Here is a 16,376-nt window from a genome sequence, read left to right as displayed (position 1 = left end):
CACGCCGTAAATCGCAACATTTTCCGCAATATACGACGTGCCTTATTTACCAATGTAGAAACTAAAAATATTAATTGATTGGATTATTATGACTGAGATTGCAAAATTTAGCGCGGTAGACCCATACGAGGATCCAAAAACCCGCGACAAAGTGGCGATTTACTCGCTAATTTTACTTCTTATAACCTTTATTCTTGGAACATTGTGTTTGCAAGGATTTAATCTGGTATTCGATCAGATTGGTAAAGCTGTTGGTGCTCCTAATCAAGCTTCTCTTATTACGAGTTTGCCAATTATTGTTTTAGGCATTGTGTGCTTTATTTACGGTTCTTTGGGTGACTTTGTGTCGCTTCGTAGACTCATAACAATCGGACTTGTAACACTGTTTGTTGGATCCTTGTTCGGTTTTATTGCAAACTTCTTCTTCACTCCAAACTTGTGGACTGTTATTATTGCGCGTATTTTACAAACCGCTGGCGAGCAGGTAGCAGGTTCTTCCTTCCTTGTTATTGCAACTAAGTATTTGCGCAACGATCTTAAGGTAATTTTCTTTGGACTCTTTACTGCAGCTTATCAGCTTTCTGCTTCTATTGGCGTTTTTGCTGCTGGTGCTCTTAGCTCTATTGCTTGGCAGTATTTGTTCTTGATTCCTGCAATTACTATTCTGTTCTTGCCAGTTCTTGTTAAGTGCTTGCCTACAAAGAACGGTATTGGTGGGAAGATAGATAAGCTTGGCTTTACAGTGTTTGGTATTGCTGTTGCATTGCTGACTTTGTTCTTCTCGTACAAGGCATGGGGGTTGTTGCTTGGATCCATCGTGCTGTTTGTTGTGTTTGCTGGCTATATTATGAAGGCAAAGAACCCGTTTGTAACTCCTGCATTCTTTAAGAATAAGCGTTGGCTTTCGGGCATTGTCTTAATATTCATCTTCTACTTTACTAACTATTGCATGCCTCCAATTTACAATGTGATTGGCGGTGCTTTGTATCATATGAGCACTGAGGCAGTTTCTTCCTACCTTGTATGGGCATTCGTTGTAGCAGCAGTGTTTGGAACATGCTCTGGGACAATTATCGGTTTTATTGGACGTAAAGCTGGCATTATTATAGCTGCTGTTCTTATGATTCTTGGATGGGTTGGAGCTGCTGTATTCATCAATTGCGGATTCCTTGTTCTAACTTTGTGCGCATGCGTTTACTACGCTGGTTGCGGACTTATGTATTCGCCAATCGTTTCAACGGTTCTTAGCGCATTGCCTGTTGAAGAATCGGGTCGTGGATGCGGTATGAATGATTTAGTTATGAATGTTACAGCATCAATCGGTATTTCCATTTTCAGCGGTTTCTTTGGCGGAAACTTGCTAAAAGGATTCTCTTTTGCTGGAATCCAAGGCTTAGGTGCAGGTTATTCTAACTTGCTTATGATGGGCGCTATTGTAGCCTTTATTGGCTTAGTAGTTTACATTGCTCGTAGTCTTATGGTTAAAGAGTAATTATTATTTACTCAATATGTTAGTGGCCACTAGCTTGCAGTCGTGTTGGGCTGATTGGTTAGTGGCCATTTTTGTATTACTTTGCTTGCACGCTATCAAATCTTTTTCATACGCTGAATACTAATCTTTTGATATTGTATTGGTGAAGCTTATTTCTAATGATTATTTAAATTAATTACCGTTATAGCCAAAATCCTCACTTTTTAATACTTCTTTCCACCATGATTCTCTGCCTAAAACAAAATCATCATCAACTTTCGCATTAAAAATTAAATCTGTAATAAGTGAGTCTTTGTTGTTTTTGTTAAATATAGAAGCAGTTAATTTGTAATCTTTAACCAATTGTGCCAAAAATTAGGCATTTAAGTATACCTCGAAGCTTATACACCGAGATTGTATTCCTATATTGATCTAACGAATATTATTTGCGAGGATCTCCGAACCATGCAGAATAAATCAATGAAAAATTGCGATTTCCATATGCTGAGCACGAATTTCCTTCGCCGTATCCAGCTTTTAACGATTCTATATTTGGCTGATAAGGAGTATAGATATAAAGTAATGCAGTAGCCTTATTTTCGATATAAACATTGCTAGATCCGCATGATTTATTTGGCGAATATTGAATTGTGTTAATCGTGTTAGGGTGGTAGTTATATTGATCGTTATGAAGAAGATAATATCTATATCTTCTTGCGGAACCAATTACTTGTTTAAAGAATCCTGCAAAACGTGGGTTGCAATGAGAATCATCTGGACAATCTAATCCCATAGCTGATTTGTATTGGAAATCGCTAGGATCAGTGTCTGTTACAAGATGTTGTTCTTTTTGCAGCATGGTAAGTAATACTCGTTGACTGATATGACATGCTTTTGCTGATTTGTATATTATGTCTGCAGAAGATTCTTTGCTTACACTTTGATACTTTGAGCATAGTGAATCGGCAGGAATAGTGTGAGTATTAAAGTACGCATTTTTTAAGCAATTTTTACCAGTGCATTTTGCTCCTTTTTTGCGTATAAAATTGCGTACTTCGTCTTTACTCATTGCGTTATCGTCAAAAAATTGAGAATCAGAAATAATATTGCCTGGATTAAAATCGAAGCGTGACACAAGTTGTTCTTGTTTGTTGCGAAGATTAGAAACAGTCTGTTCCCAACGTATCCACTGAACAACAGGAATGATAATAGCAATGCCTATGACAGCAATAATAATGTTTCGTAAAATTTTATTGGAGTAAAACTTATGCTTTAATGAACTGTTGTTTTTATTGTGATGAGCACCACTATTATGTCCACTATTTAGGTTGACATGAATAGAATCATGTTTCTTTCTTCTCTGCACCATGTTTCCTCCTACTTAGCTTGTTACATTATAAGTGATATGCGAATCATTTTATTATTGTGATTATTTTTTAAAATTGTTCCTAACTTTTATTGTTGATTGTAACTATCAAACTGTAGAATTATCCGATTGAGTAGCTACGCGCGAAGAATTTGTTGCGATTAACTTTAGATTGTTAGAGCAGATTGATTTATTTGCAGTAGTTTTCTGCATAAATATTTGGAATTATTAGGCTGTTGTAGGGGAGTAAGACGGTGATGATTGGGACTAAACGATTTGATTGTTCTTCTGTGGATCCTTATGATGACCCAGAAAAGCGCGATAAGGTTGCTGTTCGTGCGTTAATACTACTGCTTATTACATTTGTTATTAGCACCTTGTGCTTGCAAGGTTTCAATCTTGTTTATAAACAAGTTGGTATAGATGTGAAAGCTGTTGATCAAGCGCCTCTTATAACTGGTTTACCTGGCATTATTTTAGGAATTGTATGCTTTATTTACGGTTCTTTAGGCGACTTTGTGTCATTAAAAAAGCTAGTAACTATTGGATTAACATCTTTGTTTATAGGCTCAGTTTTTGGATTTGTAGCTAATTCTTGTTTTGAGCCAAATTTGTGGACAGTTATTGCTGCTCGTATTATGCAAACAACTGGTGAACAAGTAGCAGGTTCATCATTCTTAGTAATTGCAACAAAATATTTGCGAAATGATTTGAAAGTTATCTTCTTCGGATTATTTACAGCATCGTACCAGCTTTCTGCATGTATTGGAGTGTTTTCAGCGGGATTGTTAAGCTCTATTGCTTGGCAATATTTATTCTTAATTCCAGCATTAACTATTCTAATATTGCCGGCATTATTGCATTATTTACCAACAAAAAACGGCAATGGTAAAAAAATTGATGTTGTTGGTTTTACAGTCTTTGGATTTGCTGTTGCATCTCTTACATTGTTCATTTCATACAGAAACTTGTTGATGCTTATTTCAGCAATTATATTGTTTATAATTTTTGGTATTTACATTAGTAAAGCTAAAGAGCCGTTTGTTACACCAGCTTTCTTTAAAAATATTCGTTGGCTTTCTGGCATAATTTTGATGGGCATAATATACTTCACAAATTATTGCATAAGCCCACTGTTCAATAGAGTTGGAAAAACTTTGTATAACATGACTACTTCACAAGTAGCTTCTTATTTAGTTTGGGCTTTTATTGTTGCTGCAATATTCGGTTCATGCTCAGGCTTAATAATTAGTCGCATAGGAAGAAAAACAGGTTTATTATTAGCAATATTGTTTATACTTTGCGGATGGATTGGTATTGCAGTATTAATAAATTCTGGATTCTTAGCCATAGCTTTATGTGCATGCGTTTATTATGCAGGTTGTGGAATGGTGTATTCTCCACTGGCCTCAACAATTCTTTCGTCTCTTCCAGTTGAAGAATCTGGAAGAGGGTGCGGAATGAATGATTTAGCTATTAGTGTTTCTGCGTCTGTTGGTGTAGTAATTTTTGACGGAATATTAGATAAAAACATGCTGAGTGGAAATTCTATAACGGGTGCTTCTGGTATTTCGTCTGGATTTGCAAACATATCTCTTATGTGTGCTGCTGTTGCATTATTAGGAATTATCGTATTTACATTCAGAAACTTTATTACTAAAGAAAGCAATGCAATTGAAGTAAACGAAGATCAAGAATAAGACCAAAATAATAGTAAAAGCAAAAGCAATAAGAGACGATTTAGCAATAGCTTAGCAACTGTGCAAATAAAGTTTGTTTGCAACGTTATGAGCAATATTGTTTACAACATTGCAAGCGCTAAGAAAAAATATATGCATATATGCGAAACAGCTTTCACCTTCCGCCAATCATCTTTCGCATGCGTTGTATGCTAATCGGATATGCAGTTCCCAATTCTTGCGCCCAAAGAGATACATAGAATTCTTCGCACATCCAACGTAATTTCTCAGCGATTATTTGTGACTCGTCATGTGCTGGTCCTGATGGGATTTTCTGAGCGTCTTCTTGAGCTTTTACTACAAGCTTATGTGCTTCATCTGCCTGCCAAGCCCAACGTACGTCACGGTTTTTGTCTGCCTTAGCTTTAGTAAGACGAATCACGTCTGCATGCAAGTAGCGTTCAATACGAGGCAGAGAATCAGATGGAGTTTTGGCAATAAACCCTCCGTATACAAGACTTGCAGTGTGTTCGCGGATTGATTGCAACACTGAAAGCAACGGCAAATCAGCCTTGCCAGAAACAGCTTTACTAACTTCCGCATCACGCTTTAATATAGCAATCACATCGTGAGCTACATCGTATACCGTATCCTCGTATATTTCGGAAATGTTGGCAACAGTTTCGCGTAATAAATTGTCGTCAGTAATATTATCTGTGTTCGCAATTAGTCGTTTTACTGCAGCCATTTGCAAGTCTTCTGCTAAAGCGTTAGAAGTTGAATAAGGTGCAGCTGCGAGCATTAAAGATTCAGCGCCAAGCCAGCGAGAAGTAATACGCTTATTGTCTAAATGCAGCATATTCAATGCACTTTGCCAAACCATTTGTGCGCGCGAAAGATTTGTAGCACCAGATTTGTGTAATAAATCTGCTCGTTCAATTACATTTCCAGCTTGTGCAGCTTTATTTGCTTTGAAATTTACAACTTCTCGTGCAGATTCTTGTGCTTCTTTTGCAAAACGCTGTTGCAATGCAATTAATGATTTGTCGGTTCCAAGAATAGTAGGTTTTACGCGATTAGAGTACTTGTTACGACCTGCAGGTTTATTGCGATTTTCGTTAGCTTTTCTCTCTTCAACACTAAACGTCATGCGCAAGTATGGTGAGAGTTTGCTTATTTGCTCGTCGTCGAAAACTTCAGGATGTATTTGCGCTCCAACTACACAAATTGCAGCTTTAGTGAAAACTTCTCTAAAATCTTGCCATTCGCTTTTTATATTGCTTTCTGTTTCTCCAGTCCCAGGAAGCTCGTCGTAATGTTCGTCAATCCAAGAGCGAATTTTTTGAGCAGTATCAGGAGCTGGAACAAACTGTACTCGTAGAGCTTTAGGCAAAGATTTAATCATGCCAATAATAAGCTCATCTAATAAACCTGGAACATTCCAAGTAAATTCTTCAGGAGTTAAGCGCGAAAGTACGTAAAGCGGCACATGCACAGTTACGCCGTCCAAAGGATTAGCCGGATCATACACATAACTTAAACGCAACCTTATAATCTGACCATCTGTACCAACTGTATCCCAATGGTCAGGATAGTCAGCTAAATCAGTACTTTGCGTAGTTTGTAAACGTTCAACTTCATCGGGATTAAAGTCTAACTTGTGTGGATTTTCTTCGCGGTTATCTTTCCACCATTTTGCAAGAGCTGCAATAGTAGTTGCTTCTTGAGGAATGCGAGTGTCGTAAAAAGTAAATAAATCTTCGTCGTTTACAGTTTCGCTTATTTGACGAGTGCGATTTGCTTGATTATCTGCATCTTCAAGCACATTGTGATTATTTACAATAAACTCATCGTGTGCAAAACGCTGTTGCACATCTGCTTCAACTAAGCCTTGACGAATCATAATCATACGAGCTTCGTAAGGATTAACTCTAGTCCATTGAACTGTACGATCTTGAACAATAGGCAATCCGTATAGTAATACTTTAGATTTTGCTACAGCAGCACCTTTAGAAGCACTCCAATGAGCGTCAGAATACGTGATTCTAGTAAGATTTTTAGCAAGAGGCTCGGCCCAAGCAGGATCGACTTGTGCGCAATATCTTGCCCAAAGTCTAGATGTTTCAACTAATTGCGTACACATAACCCATGAAGGAGTTGTTTTCGAAACAGATGAAGCTGGGAATATTGCGAATCTTCCTCCGCGTGCGCCTTGATAGTCGTTTTTAGCCATTTTTTGAGCGCGTTTCATAGCTCGAATTTTTGCTGATCCATGCAAATTAGCAAAATCTGAAGCTTTTGGTTCACGCACTACTTGCATTCCCAACATAGAAAGCAATCCTGCAAGCATCGACGAGTGTATTCCTTGCGAATCCCAAGAGCAGCACAAGCTGTGAGCAGCCTGTTGATTATTAGGAAGCTGACGAATTTCCAAAGATACTCTTTTAGATGGAATAGGCTCGCCAACTTTATAATGCAACTCTTTACACAAGTCTTGAAGTTGATTAACTAAATCTTTCCACTGTTTTAAACGCAAAAAGTGGAAGAATTCCGCTTTACAAAGTTTGCGAAGAGCATTATTGCTCATATTTCCGTCTGCTTGGAAAATATAATCCCAAATATTTAAAGCAGTTAAGAAATCGCTTGTTTCATCCGCATAACGATTATGAAGTCTATCCGCTTCTTCACGCTGTTCTTCGGGGCGCTCGCGAGGATCTTGCAAACTCAAAAACGCAACAATTACCAGCACAGCTGCAAGAGTATTCGGAGTTGTTTTACGCGCCGCTTCAATAATCATGCGTCCTAAACGAATGTCAATCGGCAATTTAGAAAGCTCGCGGCCAATATGAGTTAAAGTGATGAAACCTGATTTTCTATTTATTGCGCCAAGCTCGTTAAGCTCATTAAAGCCGTCGCTTACTGCTTTCATATCAGGAGGGTCAATAAAACCGAAATTTGTAATATCTTCGCCAGTTTTAGCAACTCCTACTGAAAGCATGTGCAATACTACTGCTCCAAGCGAAGTGCGCAGAATCTCAGGATCGGTAAAACGAGGGCGAGTTTCGTAATCTTCGCGCGAGTAAAGTCTAATAGCAATTCCGTCCGCGATTCGTCCGCATCGCCCAGAACGCTGATCTGCGCTCGCTTGAGAAATTGGCTCTATAGGAAGTCTTTGCACTTTTGCAGACTTAGAATATCTGCTAATTCTCGCAAAACCAGGATCGACAACGTATCGAATCCCAGGAACAGTAAGCGAAGTTTCAGCAACGTTCGTAGCAATAACAATGCGTTGATGAGAGTGATGTTCAAATACTCGATGCTGATCTTTTGCAGAAAGACGCGCAAAAAGCGGCACTATTTCAATAGCATCAGCTCGCTTCATATCACTTGCTCGAGTGCCAAAATATGAGCGTAATCCTGCTTCAAACTCTCGAATATCGCGCTCGCCAGAAGCGAAAACCATAATGTCGCGCGCGCCTTGCTCGTGGATTGAATGAATCACTAATTGAGCACATGCGCGAGTTACTGCAGATGTCATATCTTCATCTGTAATATCGTCTCGATTGCTTTCGTTAGATTGGCTTTCTGCAGCAGTTTCCTCATCCATTGTTATGTCTGCAAAGCCGGGGACGTGTTGCATAAGTGAAGGAGCGGATCCAAGTGGTTCATAAAGAACTCGCACAGGGTAAGTGCGTCCAGAAACTTCAATAACAGGAACTTTTATGTGTAAAGCTTGCTCAAAATGTTCACGGAATTTTGCAGAATCTATTGTTGCTGAAGTAATAATCAGCTTCAAATCGCGTCTTTGCGGAAGTAAAGTCGTTAAATATCCTAGCAAAAAGTCAATGTTAAGACTGCGTTCGTGAGCTTCGTCAATAATAATCGTGTCGTATTTAGTAAGAAGAGGATCTCGCTGAATTTGCGCAAGTAAAATACCGTCAGTAACAATTCGGAGCTTTGTTTTAGGTGAACTTTCGTCGGTAAATCGCACTTGATAGCCGATTTCTTCGCCTAGTTTTACTTCCATTTCGTTTGCGATTCGCTCAGCAACAGTGCGTGCAGCTAAACGGCGAGGCTGAGTGTGCACGATTTGCTTACCTCTTCCGCCTCTTCCAAGCTCAAGCACCATTTTTGGGATTTGCGTAGTTTTACCGGAGCCAGTCTGTCCGGAAACAATCACGACTTGTGAAGACTTAATTGCTTCTATTATTTCGTCGTGTGCTGCGCAAATAGGAAGCTCAGCAGGGTAGTCGAATTTCATAGTGTATATTTCTTTTCGTAGATTTTTGCTTTTTAGTACTTCTTTAGTATTAGTACGTTTTATTATTTCGTTTTTATTACTTCTATAATTCGGTATCCTTTAGAACTTGCATATTTTTCAACTATGTAGTTTTCGCCAAGATTTTCAGCAAGCCAAGGAATAAGTGAGTCTGAGCCAAGATTTTTTTGCACAACTAAGTAAGCTGCTCCTCCTACTTTTAAACGCGGAATCCAAGTCATCAAAATGTCGTGCAGCATTTCTTTTCCAACGCGAATTGGGGGATTGGACCATATGAGATCAAAATTATTAAATTCCAAAGTATTATTTTCTTTTAAAGCGTCATCTACTAAAGAAGTGCGAATATGCTTTAAGCCAGCGTTTTTTGCGTTTAGCTCAGTAAGCTCTAGCGCGCGCTCATTTACATCTACAGCTACAATCTCAGCTTCTGGAGATTCTAAGCCCATTGCAATGCTGATAGGCCCCCATCCGCATCCAATATCAAGGAATTTGCCATTTTCCGGTGGTTTTGGAGCATGTTTTAGTAGCACAGACGTGCCTAGATCAAGCTTAGAAGCACTAAATACTCCGTTTGAAACTTGTACAACAGTTTCATGATTTCTCAAAGTTACATGTAACGTTCTTCGCTCATCGCAAGATGATGGTGTTGCAGAAAAGTATTGTTCGCCACTGATTTTTTGCGTTTTTTCTGATTTTGGTGATTTGGTTTTATCGTATTGTTTAAATTGTTGATGACTGTCCATGATCTCGCTCAAAAATACCGTATTTCGCCTATAAATTTAAATTTATTAATATACTTTTTTCTATTGTATCTTTATTTACATATCATACATATATGTTGTGTTCATATATTGTCGTCTCAAGTTACCATAATAAGACAAACGTTGTAAAACGCTATTTACAATGAAATAGAGGAGGGACAGTTGGTGGATAGTAATGTGGCATCCGGGCGAGATGATGTGCTTAATTCAAACGATTTTTCCTCCCTCGAAAATGATTCTAATAATATGAATGAGCATAATCTCACCAATAATGCAGTGCTTTATGCTCATTCGGATGTGCTTCTAGACACTACTTCTGACAGTGAAAAGCATGATGAAGTTTGGCAGGAGCGTGAATCTCGTAATGCTTTAAAGCGAGTAGCTGGCCTTGGCGAATTACAAGATGTTACCGAAGTTGAGTATAGAAAGCTTCGTCTTGAGCGCGTTGTGCTAGTAGGAGTGTGGTCTAGCGCAAAAGGAACTCTTGCTCAAGCTGAAGAATCGTTGCGTGAGCTTGCAGCGTTGGCACAGACTGCTGGTGCTGTTGTTTGCGATGGCATGTTGCAACAAAGATATAGGCCGGATGCTGCAACTTATGTTGGTTCAGGTAAAGCGCGTGAGCTTGCAGCAGTAGTTGCTCAGCATGATGCGGATACGATTATTGTTGACGATGATTTACCTCCTAGCCAGCGTAGAGCTTTAGAAGATGCGACTAAAGTTAAGGTTGTCGATCGCACTGCTGTTATTTTGGATATTTTTGCTCAGCACGCTACAAGCCGTGAAGGTAAAGCTCAAGTTGAGCTTGCTCAATTGCAATATATGCTACCTAGGTTAAGAGGCTGGGGTGCTGCTCTTTCTAGGCAGGCTGGTGGTAGAGCTGCAGGAGATGCTGGTATTGGTTCTAGAGGTCCTGGCGAAACTAAAATCGAAATGGATCGTCGAGCTATTCGCAATCGTATTTCTAAACTTCGTCACGATATTGCGAATATGGCACCTGCGCGCGATGTAAAACGTGGTTCTCGTAGACGACAAGATATTCCAACTGTAGCTGTTGTTGGATATACGAATGCTGGCAAGTCGTCTATTATAAATCGCCTTACTGGATCACAAGAATTAGTAGAAAATGCACTGTTTGCAACTCTTGATACTGCAGTACGTCGTTCTCAAACTCAAGATGGTAGAAGCTATACTTTGGTAGATACTGTTGGTTTTGTTCGCAGACTTCCAACTCAACTAGTTGAAGCATTTAAATCCACTTTGGAAGAAGTTGGACAAGCAGATGTTATTTTACATGTAGTTGACGGTTCGCATCCAGATCCTATTTCGCAAATTAATGCAGTAAACGAAGTTCTCGCTAATATTTCTGGTGTAGAAGATATACCTCAAATTATGGCATTGAATAAATCAGACATGATGAGTGATGCTGCGAGAGAACGTTTTTCTTCTCTTTATCCTGATACCGTTATTGTTTCTGCATTTAGTGGCGAAAATTTGCAAATATTGCGCAATCGTTTAGAAGAATTGTTACCGTCTCCTCGTGTTCGTGTAGATGTAACTTTGCCGTACGAGTTTGGTGGATTATTATCAAAAGTTCGTGAAAATGGTGTAGTTGAAAAAGCAGAATATGTAGATTCGGGGGTTGAACTTATTGCTTGGGTTGGACCATCGTTAGCTGCAAAACTTATGAAAGTAGCGTTGTAATAATAAATTCCGGTGGTGCGATTAGAGTAAAGGTGTTCATACCAAAAGCTCTTAATGTGAGAGCAGCCCTTAGTAATGCATAAATCGTGGTATTTTGTGTGCTTATAAGGGTGTGATAGGTTGTTGAAAAGAGGTTTTTGCTCATGGTGAGTTCGCAGGTTAAGCCAACTAAGCTTGCAATTATTGGTGCCGGCGCGGTCGGATCTACTCTCGCTTTCGCTGCTGCTCAGCGTGGTGTTGCGCGTGAGATTGTGCTTGAAGATATTGCTAAGGAACGTGTTGAAGCTGAAGTTTTGGATATGCAGCATGGTTCTAGCTTCTATCCTGCAGTTTCTATTGCCGGTTCTGACGATGTGGAAATTTGCCGTGATGCTGACATGGTCGTGATTACTGCTGGTGCTCGCCAGAAGCCAGGTCAGACTCGTTTGGAGCTTGCAGGTGCCACTATCAACATCATGAAGTCAATCATTCCGAACGTTGTGAAGGTTGCTCCTAACGCAATTTACATGTTGATTACTAATCCTGTTGATGTTGTTACGCACGTTTCTATGAAGCTTTCTGGTCTTCCAGCAAACCAAATGTTTGGTTCTGGTACCAACCTTGATTCCGCTCGTCTTCGTTTCTTGATTGCTCAACACACTGGCGTTAATGTTAAGAACGTTCACGCATACATTGCTGGCGAACACGGTGACTCTGAAGTTCCACTGTGGGCTTCTGCAACCATTGGTGGTGTTCCAATGTGCGATTGGAACGCTCTTCCAGGTCATGAGCCACTTGATGCTGCTAAGCGCGAAGAAATCCATCAGGAAGTTGTTAACGCTGCTTACAAGATTATCAACGGTAAGGGTGCAACAAACTATGCTATTGCTATGTCTGGTGTAGATATTGTTGAGGCTGTTCTTCGCGATACTAACCGCATTCTTCCAGTGTCTTCTTTGCTCGATGACTTCCACGGCATTTCTGATGTGTGCATGTCTGTGCCAACATTGCTTAATCGCAATGGTGTAAACTCTCGTCTAAACACTCCAGTTTCTGATCGTGAGTTGGCTGCTTTGAAGCGTTCTGCTGAAACTTTGCGCGAAACTGCTGCTAAGTTTGGTTTCTAGTTTTAAAGAGTAATTTATAAATTATTAAACCGCTTCTTCTTTTAATTGAGGAGGAGCGGCTTTTCTTATTTAAAACAACAACATACCTCACAGAATTTTCTGTGAGTTCGATATATTATTACATTATGGCTGATTTTTCTAACATTCTTGCTACTCGTCCTGATTTTAATGACAGTGATCGTGAGTGGCTTCACCATTTGGTGGTCGATTGGCAGGTTATTGCAGATTTGAGTTTCGCAGATTTGCTGCTGATTATTCAAAATGGTGACGGTGATTATGTTGTTGCTGAACAATGTCGTCCTTCAACAGCTATTACTTTGCGTACTGATGATTTGTTAGGTAAAAAATTAGATGATTCTTTAGTACCTGAGCTTAATGAGGCGATGAAATCTGAGACAAGTTTCCACTCTTCGACCTTACGTTCTATTGGTAGAGCTACTGTATGCTACGTTTATGCTCCAGTTCGTCATAGGGGTAAAACTCTTGGATTGGTTATGCGCGAAACTAATTTGGCAACGCGTGAATCTAATGGTCGTTATGAAACTGAAAGTATTAATGCTGGTAAGACTTTATTTGACATGATTCCTCGTGAACAATTCCCATATCGTGAATCTGTATTAAATCAACGACATAATGCTCGAGTATCCGATGGTTTTATTGTGCTAGAAGACGATGGAATAGTTCGTTATGCTTCCCCTAATGCCATTAGTTGTTTCCGCAGACTTGGCGGATTAAACACTATGCAAGGTGAATATTTAAGCGAATTTGGCACTAGGTTGTTGCATACGAACGATAATGTTCCCGAAAGTTTACCTCTTGTATTAACTGGAAAAGCTGATGTAGATTGTGAACTTGAAGCGAACCATTCTATAGTTTCCATGCGCTCCTTGCCTCTGTGGGGTCCAAATAATCGTGTTGGAGCTGTAGTGTTATGCCGTGATGTTACTGAAGTTTTGCGGCGCGAACAAGAATTGCGTACTAAGAATGCCACTATTTCTGAAATACATCATCGCGTAAAAAACAATTTACAGGCTGTTTCTGCTCTTTTGCGTTTGCAAGCTCGTAAAACAAAATCTATTGAAGTTAGAAAAGAACTTGAGGAAGCTCAACGTCGTGTGCAAACTATAGCACTAGTTCATGAAGGCTTGAGTCAAACTGCTGACGAAATTGTTGATTTTGACAAAGTTATTTCGAGTTTGTTGAAGATGTCAATTGAGTTGGCATCTCAGAATCAAAATATCGATATTGATTTTGTTGGAAAATTTGGCAGATTAGCAGCTCAGGATGCTACACCATTATCTCTTGTTTTAACTGAGCTAGTGACGAATGCAGTTGAACATGGTTTTGAAGGTCGTGAAAAAGGTCATATTCGTATTGCAGTTGGTAGGGGCGGAGACAATCTTAATATTGTCGTTGAAGATGATGGAGATGGTATAGATAGCGAGTCTTCTCATGGAATGGCTAAACCATCTGGCTCTGGCCTTGGAACGCAGATTATAAACACATTTGTCACTAACGATTTTGGTGGTACAGTTCGTTGGTCTCCTCGAAGAGAGGGCGGAACTAGGGTAGTGTTAGACATTAAATTGCGCGTATCTGGTATTGAGTAGCTTTAGTAAAAATTGTTTTCCAACGTGCATTAAATGTTATACATTTAGTGTAAAAAGTACAGGAACAATTAAAATTGCTAATAAAGATGCAAAATACCTTGAAAAAACTTTCTTTTCATGATTTCCTTACATTCAGGGGAACTTCTAAAGCTCACCGTTGTAGGTAAGAAATGAGGATAATAATTCATGAGCAACTCGTTTGATTGGCGCACAACAGCAGCATGTAGTGACAAAGATCCTGAACTGTTCTTTCCTCTTGGAAGTGCTGGTACAGCAGTTCAACAGCTTGAAGAAGCAAAAGCAGTATGTCGCTCATGTGATGTTGCAACAGAGTGTTTAAAATGCGCATTAGAAACTAACCAAGATTACGGTGTGTGGGGAGGATTAAGCGAGGATGAGCGTAGAACTCTAAAGCGTCGAGCAATGCGCGCACGTAAAAATCAAGATGCGTCACTATAGATAATTTTATTCTAGGTGCACTAGTTGAGTTAAACTTGCTGATCCTGGAGTGATTAAAACGCATCGTCCTGGAAGTTGATAGTCTTCAATATCAAAACTTTTAGATAAAGCAGAAGGTATTCCAAGCATTGTATCTGTGCCCACATCTCCTGTTGGAAATATTATCCTTACTGGTGCTTGCTCAGGTAAACGTAAGTAGCGAGAAGTGCTAGTGCTCATAATAACTGGGCATTGTTTACTATTTAATCTTTTTTGAAAAGCAATAGCAGTTTGTTTAGTATTTAGCGGATCAAGCAATTCATCTGCATCGTCAATAATGATTGGCGTATTTTCGTTGTAAATGTTATTAATGTTTTGTTCATATAGTGATTTTCCTGAATATATTGGCAGGTTTAAAGTTTTAGAAATTATTTTTAATATTGTTGTTTTGCCTTGTTTCCTACTACCAATAACAGCTATATTTCCAAGGTGAATTGGTAATAGAGCAGGATATAAGTGTATGGTATCGTCTTGCAACCCAATAATAATATGCTTCGTATAAAATTCTTGAGTACGTAAACTTTGAGATATTTTTTGCTCCGAATTTTTGTATTTGTAATTATTTGAATACTCTGCAAGTTGTTTTGCTGAAAGAATCGACGGCAATGGTTTGCTAAATAATTCTGGAGAATGATCATGATGGCAGAATCTACCAGCTAACTGTATTGCTCGTACTAAATGTGCAGGATTGCTGCTTTGAGCACATCGCAAAGCTTCTACTCCTTCTCCAATATTGTAATATGCTGCTCCTGGCGTATTTGGGCTTATTCTAGCTGCATGCGCTGTTCCTAATAATTCTTGCGATTGCATTCCGTCTCTAACTCTCAAGCAAATATTAATAGAAATATTAGCTTTCATATCTGCGCTTACTTGTGCGAGTGGATTTTGAGTTCCAGCAATAATATGCATTCCCAAAGATCTGCCTACTGATGCAATTCGTATAAGACGAGGCATGTAGTCGGGAAGTTGATCTTTTAGAGCATGAAATTCGTCAATAACAATAAGCAATGAAGGTTCAGCTGGGGTTACTTGTGCAATATTATTACATCCATGATGAGCTACTAGTCTTTCTCGTCTATTTAGTTCTAGTTCGAGACCTTTTAGAGCGCGTATTGCGTGTTTAAGATTTAGATCTCCTACGTTTCCCATAGTATGTGGGAGTTTAGATAGTATGTCAAAAGTTGCTCCTCCTTTAAAATCCATAAAAACAAACCGTAGCTGCTGCGGACCGTATTGAAAAGCCAAAGCTAAACACCAAGTCGTAAGAAGTACTGATTTACCAGAACCAGTTGTTCCAGCAACTAAAGCATGTGGCCCATTGTTAATTAAATCTAAATAGCAGTAGCCATTATTACTTATTCCAAGTGGAGCTATAAGGTGTTTAGTTTTTGAATTAGGCAAGTAGTTATAAATATTTGTATTTAGATTTTCCTTCATACTATTGGATTTGTTTTTTATGTCGTATGTTCCTGCATTTTTTAACCATGTTTGCAATACTTCTTTCCAGTGATGTTGCGTATTAGAAATTGCATTTCTTCTCATAAGTAATGTTTCTAAACTTACTGGTGTAATAGTATCTGGCAAACTTTCTACAGTTTGTTGATTATAAGTTACGTTATTTGACGATTGCGTAGTGTTTAATAATTGAATTTGCTGATTTTGTTGAACATTTTGAACAGAATTTTTCTCAGATATGTATTGAAAAATTTGTGGAATAAGACTTGCTATGTACATCATAATGCTTGGAATAATCATGGTTAGCATCATCCAATTATCTTGCATCCATGCCATTATAGCCAATGCTACGTGAGCGAATATGGGAACTATACTCGCTGTCATCTGTACATGCATAAGTACTTTAGTTGTAGACATTCCTGTATTAGATTTGTTGCCCATAAATGTATG

Annotated in this window: 11 protein-coding genes; 6 read left to right on the top strand and 5 right to left on the bottom strand. The window is 38.9% G+C overall.

Annotation, left to right across the window (positions count from 1 at the left end; genetic code table 11):
* Window positions 1-88 precede the first annotated feature (88 nt).
* Entirely contained in the window at window positions 89-1,492 is a 1,404-nt protein-coding gene (locus HXT48_RS04225) for an MFS transporter (protein WP_012914034.1), read from the top strand.
* Window positions 1,493-1,663: 171 nt separating this feature from the next.
* On the opposite strand, the gene HXT48_RS04220 is transcribed toward HXT48_RS04225, so the two are convergent.
* The gene (locus HXT48_RS04220; RefSeq protein ID WP_041160484.1) at window positions 1,664-1,843 is read right to left on the bottom strand and encodes a hypothetical protein; all 180 of its coding nucleotides are present in this window, start codon (window positions 1,841-1,843) and stop codon (window positions 1,664-1,666) included.
* A 70-nt stretch (window positions 1,844-1,913) separates the two neighbouring features.
* Window positions 1,914-2,840 (bottom strand): hypothetical protein, encoded by a 927-nt coding sequence (locus HXT48_RS04215; RefSeq protein WP_012914035.1) that lies wholly within the window; start codon window positions 2,838-2,840, stop codon window positions 1,914-1,916.
* 254 nt (window positions 2,841-3,094) lie between these two features.
* Between HXT48_RS04215 and HXT48_RS04210 the strand changes: the two genes are divergently transcribed.
* On the top strand, window positions 3,095-4,537 hold the full coding sequence (locus HXT48_RS04210; RefSeq protein ID WP_174182805.1) for an MFS transporter: 1,443 nt from the start codon (window positions 3,095-3,097) through the stop codon (window positions 4,535-4,537).
* 154 nt (window positions 4,538-4,691) lie between these two features.
* Here the strand turns inward: HXT48_RS04210 and hrpA are convergent, their stop codons facing one another.
* Complete coding sequence (gene hrpA, locus HXT48_RS04205; RefSeq protein WP_102155269.1) at window positions 4,692-8,777, bottom strand: ATP-dependent RNA helicase HrpA; 4,086 nt, start codon at window positions 8,775-8,777, stop codon at window positions 4,692-4,694.
* Between the two features lie 62 nt (window positions 8,778-8,839).
* Entirely contained in the window at window positions 8,840-9,538 is a 699-nt protein-coding gene (locus HXT48_RS04200) for a class I SAM-dependent methyltransferase (protein ID WP_004110795.1), read from the bottom strand.
* 264 nt (window positions 9,539-9,802) lie between these two features.
* On the opposite strand from HXT48_RS04200, the gene hflX reads away from it, so the two are divergent.
* The 4 genes from hflX to HXT48_RS04180 all read left to right on the top strand — a co-directional run bounded on the left by hflX (window position 9,803) and on the right by HXT48_RS04180 (window position 14,432).
* Window positions 9,803-11,257 (top strand): GTPase HflX, encoded by a 1,455-nt coding sequence (gene hflX, locus HXT48_RS04195; protein ID WP_102155754.1) that lies wholly within the window; start codon window positions 9,803-9,805, stop codon window positions 11,255-11,257.
* A 143-nt stretch (window positions 11,258-11,400) separates the two neighbouring features.
* Window positions 11,401-12,363: an L-lactate dehydrogenase gene (locus tag HXT48_RS04190; RefSeq protein WP_004107125.1), complete on the top strand. Its 963-nt coding sequence runs from the start codon at window positions 11,401-11,403 to the stop codon at window positions 12,361-12,363.
* A gap of 125 nt (window positions 12,364-12,488) precedes the next feature.
* A complete protein-coding gene (locus HXT48_RS04185) occupies window positions 12,489-13,973 on the top strand; it encodes a sensor histidine kinase (RefSeq protein ID WP_004110792.1) in 1,485 nt (494 codons plus the stop codon).
* Window positions 13,974-14,159: 186 nt separating this feature from the next.
* A complete protein-coding gene (locus HXT48_RS04180) occupies window positions 14,160-14,432 on the top strand; it encodes a WhiB family transcriptional regulator (protein WP_004110789.1) in 273 nt (90 codons plus the stop codon).
* Window positions 14,433-14,438: 6 nt separating this feature from the next.
* Here the strand turns inward: HXT48_RS04180 and HXT48_RS04175 are convergent, their stop codons facing one another.
* A complete protein-coding gene (locus HXT48_RS04175; protein ID WP_421793197.1) occupies window positions 14,439-16,310 on the bottom strand; it encodes an FtsK/SpoIIIE domain-containing protein in 1,872 nt (623 codons plus the stop codon).
* Window positions 16,311-16,376: the final 66 nt, after the last annotated feature.

This window comes from Gardnerella sp. KA00127 (assembly GCF_049244125.1).
GTDB classification, from domain to species: Bacteria; Actinomycetota; Actinomycetes; order Actinomycetales; family Bifidobacteriaceae; genus Bifidobacterium; species Bifidobacterium swidsinskii.
This window is presented reverse-complemented; position numbering and strand designations above follow the sequence as displayed.

Excerpts from the sequence above, each read along its gene's own strand:
- HXT48_RS04225 (WP_012914034.1), top strand. The coding sequence starts at position 89 with ATGACTGAGATTGCAAAATTTAGCGCGGTAGACCCATACGAGGATCCA.
- HXT48_RS04215 (WP_012914035.1), bottom strand. The coding sequence starts at position 2,840 with ATGGTGCAGAGAAGAAAGAAACATGATTCTATTCATGTCAACCTAAAT.
- HXT48_RS04210 (WP_174182805.1), top strand. The coding sequence starts at position 3,095 with ATGATTGGGACTAAACGATTTGATTGTTCTTCTGTGGATCCTTATGAT.
- hrpA (WP_102155269.1), bottom strand. The coding sequence starts at position 8,777 with ATGAAATTCGACTACCCTGCTGAGCTTCCTATTTGCGCAGCACACGAC.
- HXT48_RS04200 (WP_004110795.1), bottom strand. The coding sequence starts at position 9,538 with ATGGACAGTCATCAACAATTTAAACAATACGATAAAACCAAATCACCA.
- hflX (WP_102155754.1), top strand. The coding sequence starts at position 9,803 with ATGAATGAGCATAATCTCACCAATAATGCAGTGCTTTATGCTCATTCG.
- HXT48_RS04190 (WP_004107125.1), top strand. The coding sequence starts at position 11,401 with ATGGTGAGTTCGCAGGTTAAGCCAACTAAGCTTGCAATTATTGGTGCC.
- HXT48_RS04185 (WP_004110792.1), top strand. The coding sequence starts at position 12,489 with ATGGCTGATTTTTCTAACATTCTTGCTACTCGTCCTGATTTTAATGAC.
- HXT48_RS04180 (WP_004110789.1), top strand. The coding sequence starts at position 14,160 with ATGAGCAACTCGTTTGATTGGCGCACAACAGCAGCATGTAGTGACAAA.
- HXT48_RS04175 (WP_421793197.1), bottom strand. The coding sequence starts at position 16,310 with ATGACAGCGAGTATAGTTCCCATATTCGCTCACGTAGCATTGGCTATA.